Annotated in this window: 4 protein-coding genes; all 4 read left to right on the plus strand. The window is 48.8% G+C overall.

The window, feature by feature from the left end:
* Positions 1–106 precede the first annotated feature (106 nt).
* Entirely contained in the window at positions 107–1,132 is a 1,026-nt protein-coding gene (locus tag GXO76_15865; GenBank protein NOY79329.1) for a DUF1016 family protein, read from the plus strand.
* A 691-nt stretch (positions 1,133–1,823) separates the two neighbouring features.
* Positions 1,824–2,957, plus strand: a complete 1,134-nt coding sequence (amrB, locus tag GXO76_15870; GenBank protein ID NOY79330.1) for an AmmeMemoRadiSam system protein B — start codon at positions 1,824–1,826, stop codon at positions 2,955–2,957.
* 91 nt (positions 2,958–3,048) lie between these two features.
* Positions 3,049–4,392, plus strand: coding sequence for an inorganic phosphate transporter (locus GXO76_15875; protein ID NOY79331.1), 1,344 nt, complete (start codon positions 3,049–3,051; stop codon positions 4,390–4,392).
* Positions 4,393–4,607: 215 nt separating this feature from the next.
* A partial coding sequence (locus GXO76_15880; GenBank protein ID NOY79332.1) for a glycoside hydrolase family 2 occupies positions 4,608–7,114 on the plus strand: 2,507 nt, incomplete at its 3' end.

A 7,114-nucleotide genomic window follows, 5' to 3' on the forward strand; every position in this document is an offset into this window, starting at 1 on the left:
CAAAATGTTGCGGCTCTACAGGGAAAAATTGGGGAAATTGAAACCCGTGTAAGGTTTTAAGAATGACCTAAAAATTGGTTTAACATTTTAATTCTGGGAGCGAACGATGAATTATTCCTCTAATAACTTGTTAAAAAATGCTCTTTCAAAAACTTTGGATTTTATTGAGCAAAACCCCCAGGTTCAAAAAGACAAAGAATACGTGCTTTCCCATTATGGCCGAATTTTTTCGCCGGAAAGTATTGATCAATTAACGGAAGAAGAATTTTTGTCTTTTCTACTATTCAAGAATAACCGCCATTGGAAAAGCATCCACAGGCAATCCAAACAATTAGTTAGCGACTTTGAAAAACTAAAAGAAGCCCTTAAAATTCTGGTAGATGAATCCAAAGATATCAAAGAACGGCTCGATTTTTTGCGTCCAAAGACCAAAGCGCCTTTTATTAAGGGATTAAGTAGGGCCATTATTACTCCTATTCTTTTGGTTGTCTACCCGGAAAAATATGGGGTTCTAAATGCTGTTTCCGAGGCGGGAATGAAAAAAGCAGGAGTTTTCCCTAAATTGTCCAAAGGGGTCAGTTTTGCCGAAAAATATATTGCTGTGAATAATGTTCTTCGCCAAATTCGGGACGATTTCAACATTGATTTTTGGATTTTGGATATTTTGTGGTGGAATATTGGCGAAGAAATTTCGGAACCAACTGAAATAGAAATAGAAGAAGATTTAGAGTTCCAGTTTGAAAAATATTTGCAGGAGTTCCTGATCGAGAATTGGGAAAATATTGATCGCTTTAAAGATTGGGAAATTTTAGAAGAAGATGACGAACTGATTGGTGTAGAATATCAAACAAACAAAGTTGGGAACATTGACATTTTAGCGAAAAGAAAATTGGGGAAGGATTGGCTTGTGATTGAACTCAAAAAGGGGAGAACCAGTGACAAAACGATCGGCCAAATTTTGCGCTACATTGGCTGGGTACGAAAAAACCTTGCTGAAAGCAATGCAAAAGTAAAAGGACTCATCATTGCAAAAGGCGTTGATCCCAAACTTGAATATGCCTTAAAAGAAACAGAAAATATCGACGTGCACGTGTACCGGATGAATTTTGAGCTGAAGCCCTACGAATTTTAGTTGGGGGCTGATCAAAAACATTCGGTATTATGGTTTTTTGTCTTTGCGAAGCAGGAAATTTTTTGAGTGGGTTCCAAAACCGTTCAAATGGTCCAAATAATTTTTATTTTTTCAGGCAACCCACGACTTAAGTCCCAGGCAACTGAATCAGCGAAGAAAAAACAGCCCTTTCAATGGTTATAAGACTAAAGTGCATTCGGGTTGTTTCAAAGATTAGGGTTATTTAAGCAAGTGCGAGCCTGGAAAATTTGGCTTGCCACGAGCTTCAGCTCGTGGGCAAAAGCTGCCCGAATAAAAACGGGGCTTTAGCCCAATTTTCTTATGTAATGTCAGGCTAAAGCCCAATAATGATCTGATTTTTATTTTATCCACGATCTGAAGCTTGTGGCCATTCAAAAAAAATTAAAACCGTTGAAACGGTTTTTAATTCGAGATTGTTCTCATAAAATCCCACGATTAAAATCGTGGGCTGCTTTTGGAATGACTGTTCGGAAGGGATTTTTCAATCGGGCCTTTCAAAAGCCTCAGGGTCCAGATAAAAAAAGGATTTAGGATTGTAGATTAGCAATTTATGATTTAAGAAGCTCCCCTAGCTGTGAAAATAAAAAATCTTCAATCTGAAATCGTAAATCAAAAAAAAGATTTCAGGGACAAGGTCTAAAATAAGGAACGTTATCTACGAGGAGGTGCCATGAAAATATTTAGAGCGTTTTTGTTGATTTTCCTTGAGGGCCTCATTTTTACCTCGATGTCCGTGGCTCAGATCCCGCAAGCTCTTCCCAAAACGGCGGTTCCCTCCACACCCCTGGTACGGGGGCTGAAGGACACGGTTGGCTTTGCGATTTCGGCCCCACAAATGGATTTGACCGTACGCCTGAGCCGCAAGGCGGATGCCCAAAAACTTGAAGCTAACGCTGAAAAATACAATCTGAAACCGGGCCATTTTTTCATTGCGGGCATTTCACCTCACGATGATTTTATTTACGCCGGTCCCGTTTACGCCCACCTGTACCCCTATTTGCAGGCGAAGCGGGTGGTGATTTTTGGTGTGTCCCATTACGCCCGGCGTTACCATGTGGAGAATACATTGGTTTTTGACGATTTTAAGAAATGGCGGAGCCCTTACGGTTTGGTGCCGGTTTCATCGCTCCGGGAAGAAATTCTGGCCAAACTTCCCAAAGCAGATTACATCGTTAGCAGTCCGATGCAGGCTGAGGAGCATTCCGTGGAGGCGCTCGTTCCCTGGCTTCAATATTACAACCGCGACGTGGAAATTGTGTCTATTCTGGTACCCTATATGGGGTGGAACAAACTGGAGGGCCTGGCCTCAGATCTGTCGGGTGTGCTGGCCCAGCTCATTCAAGCTCACCACTGGAAGTTGGGAACGGACATTGCCTTTCTTATTTCCAACGACTGCTCGCACTACGGCGACCAGGGCTGGGGTGGGCGCAATTTTGCTCCTTTTGGCGTGGGGTGCAAAGGTTTGAAAAAGGGTACGGCCAGGGATCGGAAGATTGCGCAAGAAACACTTTGTAGTAGGTTGACATCAGACAAGGTACACGATTTCTACAACCGTGTATTGGACCCGAAAGATTACTACAAGTACAAAGTCACCTGGTGCGGTCGCTTTGCAGTTCCATTTGGCACGACCACTCTGGTTCACCTAATGAAAGAATTACACCACAAGCCTCTCACGGGTATGTTTCTCCGCTACGGTGACAGTGTGGAGTTGGGCGAACTGGACGTGCGTCATACGGGGATGGGGGTGACGGCCCCGGCCAACCTGCACCACTGGGTCGGGTACGTGGCCATTGGGTATCGGTAAATTGATGCGGATTTTTTCATTGGTTGTCATCAGGCTGGCGCGCATTCCTCGGCTGTAACTAACTGAAAATGGAAAAGGTTCTTTTAATAGAATGATCTGGTTTTTTCTGCTTAGCGGACTCTTTTTAGGCTGGTCACTGGGTGCTAACAATGCGGCCAACATTTTTGGTACGGCTGTAGGAACCAAAATGGTGCGCTTCCGAACGGCGGCTCTGGTGGCGAGTATTTTTGTGATTTTAGGCGCTGTCTTGGATGGCGCCGGGGCGACGCATACCCTGGGGGAATTGGGAGCCGTCAACGCCATGGCCGGGTCCTTTACGGTAGCCCTCGCGGCCGGAGTCACCGTTGCCTGGATGACCAAACTCAAATTACCCGCTTCCGTTTCCCAAGCTATTGTTGGGGCCATTATTGGCTGGAATTTCTTTACCGGCTCACCAACGGATTTAGAACTACTGACGAAAATCATTTCAACCTGGATTGTTGGGCCGGTTCTGGCAGCTGTTTTTGCCATCATTTTGTTCAAATTGGCCAAATTCTTTCTGGATCGCGCGAAAATTCATCTTCTGGAACTGGATGCCTATACCCGGCTCGGGCTCATTGTGGTGGGGGCCTTCGGCGCCTACAGTTTGGGAGCAAATAATATTGCGAATGTCATGGGCGTGTTTGTCCCGGCGTCGCCTTTTCACGAGGTTCGCCTTTTTGGATTTCTCCACCTTTCGGGAACCCAGCAACTTTTTTTCCTGGGTGCCCTGGCCATTGCCGTGGGAATTTGCACCTATTCCTATCGGGTTATGAGAACGGTTGGGAATGAAATTTTTCGTCTTTCACCCGTAACAGCATTGGTAGTGGTCCTTTCAGAATCACTGGTGCTTCTTATTTTTGCTTCGGAAGGACTGAAAAAATGGTTGGTTGCTTACGGCTTGCCCCCGATACCCCTTGTACCGGTGTCCAGTGCACAAGCGCTTGTGGGGGCCATAATCGGTATTAGCATCGTCAAATCAGGCGGAAAAGGCATTAATTTTAGTCTCCTCTGGAAGATTGCTTCCGGCTGGGTGAGCACTCCCGTGGCAGCCGGGCTTCTGAGTTTTGCCAGTCTCTTTTTTGTTCAGAATGTATTTCAACAAGAGGTGGTTAAGCCGGTGACATACGGAATGTCGCGTTCGATTTTGGTCGGAATAAATAATCAGAGTGTCCCGATCCAAAATCAGGGCAACCCGAACGGGCAGGTGTCTCGTCGAACAACTCGTTTTCAAAACCGCCTGAACTCAGTGGAGGAACTCAGTGAAGAGCCGTTTTTTCAGATCCTTGGTTCCGGCTCGAAAAATGCGGGGTTTTGGGGAAAAACGGGGTTCACTGAGACGTATCGTGGTGAATCTGTCCGATGGTGGATACGGTCAAAAATGCACCCTGGTGCGACCGTTGCTCACGATTTTTAAATGAACCCGCCTGATTCCTCCCAGGCTCCCCTTAAGAAACGGGGGCGGGTGAAACCGAAAAAACAGGCTGTTTTTCGGGCCTGATTTTACTCCCGAAAGGCGGGCAGCCGTGCCGTATCCTGAAACAAAACCGTTGATTTTTACCCTTAAATTCTTTAGATTCGAGTCAGCTCTTTTCCCGAAATCGAAACATAAAACCGCAATTGGAGTGAACGATGAAACACGTACAAATGACTGGCGTTTTTCTGCTTTTTCTGCTTATTTTAACGGGGTGCGGTCAGAAAAATCAACCGAAATCTTCCTTAAGTCCTTTTCAGCAGCGACTGAATTCCGGATGGGTACTGCAGGATTCAGCCAAAGTGAAAGCCTCTGGGCTTGAAATTTCCACGCCGGATTTCCATCCTCAAAAATGGTACTCGGCTCGCGTTCCGACCACGGTGATGGCCGCTCTGGTCGCGAACGGCGTGTACAAAAATATTTACTACGGGAAGAATCTGGCTGCTATTCCCACCAAACCGTTTCAACACAGTTGGTGGTTTCGAAAGGAATTTGTTCCGGCGTCTCAGGCGGCGGGCCGGCACGTGTTTTTGCGGTTCAACGGCATTGTGTACCGTGCCAATGTATTCCTGAATGGGCAAAAAATTGCTTCAGCGGACACCACAGAAGGGGTGTACCGCCGCTTTGAATTCGACGTGACAAAAACCATTCATCCCCAAAAGAAAAATGTACTGGCTGTGCAGGTGTTTCCACCCCGGCCGGGTGAACCCTCCCTGGGATTTGTGGATTGGAATCCCAAACCACCCGATCGGAACCTGGGCCTCTGGCAGCCGGTCGAACTCCGGTTCAGCCAGGCGGTTCGGCTTCGGTACCCCCACGTGGTGACAAAACTCAATCTTCCCAGAACCGACCGGGCCCGGCTCACTTTTTCTGTAGAGGCCCGTAATCTCAGCGATCAATCGGTTTCCGGGCGATTGCTGGCCGCATTTGACGGCTCCACCGTCTGGCAAAACGTGACCCTGGCCCCCCATGAAACCCGCGAATTGGTGTTTACACCTGAAAAATATCGGGAACTCCGTGTAAAAAATCCCAGGCTCTGGTGGCCCAATCAGACCGGCCCGCAAAATTTACACTCACTGACGTTCACCTTTCGCACGGACAACGGTGTGTCCGATCGGATTTCAACTCGATTTGGCATTCGGGAGGTGGGATCCTATTTTAACAAGCAGGGGGGACGGGTGTTCACTGTAAACGGCAAGCCGATTTTGATTCGCGGCGGCGGCTGGACGGACGATTTGCTTCTGGCGGATTCACCCCAAAAATTGGAGGCAAAAGTCCGCTACGCCAAAGAAATGAATCTGAATGCCATCCGCGTGGAGGGCATTTGGGGAACCGACGCGCTGTACAATCTTTGCGACGAGTACGGCCTGCTGATGCTGGTGGGCTGGTCGTGCCAATGGGAATGGAAAAACCTGATCGGCAGCGCATGTGACCAGTTTGGTGGCATCCAATCGCCGCACCAGATGGACGTGGTGGCGCGCTCCTGGCGCGATCAGATTCTGCGATTGCGCAATCACCCCTCCATTTTGGTCTGGCTCTACGGCAGCGACAAGCCGCCGCGGCCGGCGCTGGAAAAACGCTATCAGGCGATCTTGAAGCAATACGACCCCACACGGCCGTTTCTGTCGTCTGCCGCTCAAACCCCTACGTCGGTCACAGGGAATACGGGCGTTAAAATGAGCGGACCCTACGAGTGGGTGCCGCCGGTGTACTGGTACGCCGACACCTCCCGGGGGGGTGCGTTTGGCTTTAGCACCGAAGTGGGTCCGGGCCCGGAGGTACCGCCGCTGGAAAGTGTGAAACGAATGATTCCGCCCGACCACCTCTGGCCGATTGACGATATGTGGGATTTCCACTGCGGGCGCGGAAAATTCACCAATTTGAAGGTGTACACCCAGGCCATTTCGCGTCGCTACGGCCCGGCCAGAAACGCTGCCGACTACTGCGAGAAGGCACAGCTCATCAATTACGAAGGCATTCGGGCAATGTATGAGGCCTACGCCCGTAACAAGTACGTGTCTACCGGCGTAATCCAGTGGATGCTCAATTCGGCCTGGCCGTCCATGATCTGGCAGCTGTACGATTACTACCTGATGCCCGGCGGGGCGTATTTTGGTGCTCAGAAGGCCTGCGAACCGGTGCACATTCAGTACTCGTACGATGATCACTCCGTTGTGGTAGTGAACGGCACGTACACACCGATTGAAAATCTGACGGCCACGGCCCGCGTTTTTACGGATCGGCTTCACGAAAAATTTCAGCGGTCGGTCAAAGTGTCTCTCACATCAAACGTCAGTCAGCGGTTGTTTTCCATTCCCGAAATCACGGGACTCAGTACCTTGTATTTTCTGGATTTACGCCTGACAAAAGCTTCCGGCGAAACCGTCAGCCGCAATTTTTACTGGTTGTCTACCCAACCCGACGTTTTGGACGAGTCCAAGGCCACCTGGTACGTAACTCCGGCGGCTGCCTTTTCGGATTTCACCCGGCTGGCGGATTTGCCCGGGGTTCACCTGCAAACGAAGGTGTCGTTTTCCCGAACCGGCACGACTGAAACCGCTACCGTGCGGGTGAAAAATCCCACCGACAAATTGGCCTTTTTTGTGGAACTCCATATTGAAAAAGGCAAAACAGGGGAGAGTGTGCTGCCCATTTACTGGAGCGA

The organism is Calditrichota bacterium, from assembly GCA_013151735.1.
Taxonomy (GTDB): Bacteria; Zhuqueibacterota; JdFR-76; order JdFR-76; family BMS3Abin05; genus BMS3Abin05.

Coding starts and splice junctions, on each gene's coding strand:
- GXO76_15865 (NOY79329.1), top strand. CDS start 107: ATGAATTATTCCTCTAATAACTTGTTAAAAAATGCTCTTTCAAAAACT.
- amrB (NOY79330.1), top strand. CDS start 1,824: ATGAAAATATTTAGAGCGTTTTTGTTGATTTTCCTTGAGGGCCTCATT.
- GXO76_15875 (NOY79331.1), top strand. CDS start 3,049: ATGATCTGGTTTTTTCTGCTTAGCGGACTCTTTTTAGGCTGGTCACTG.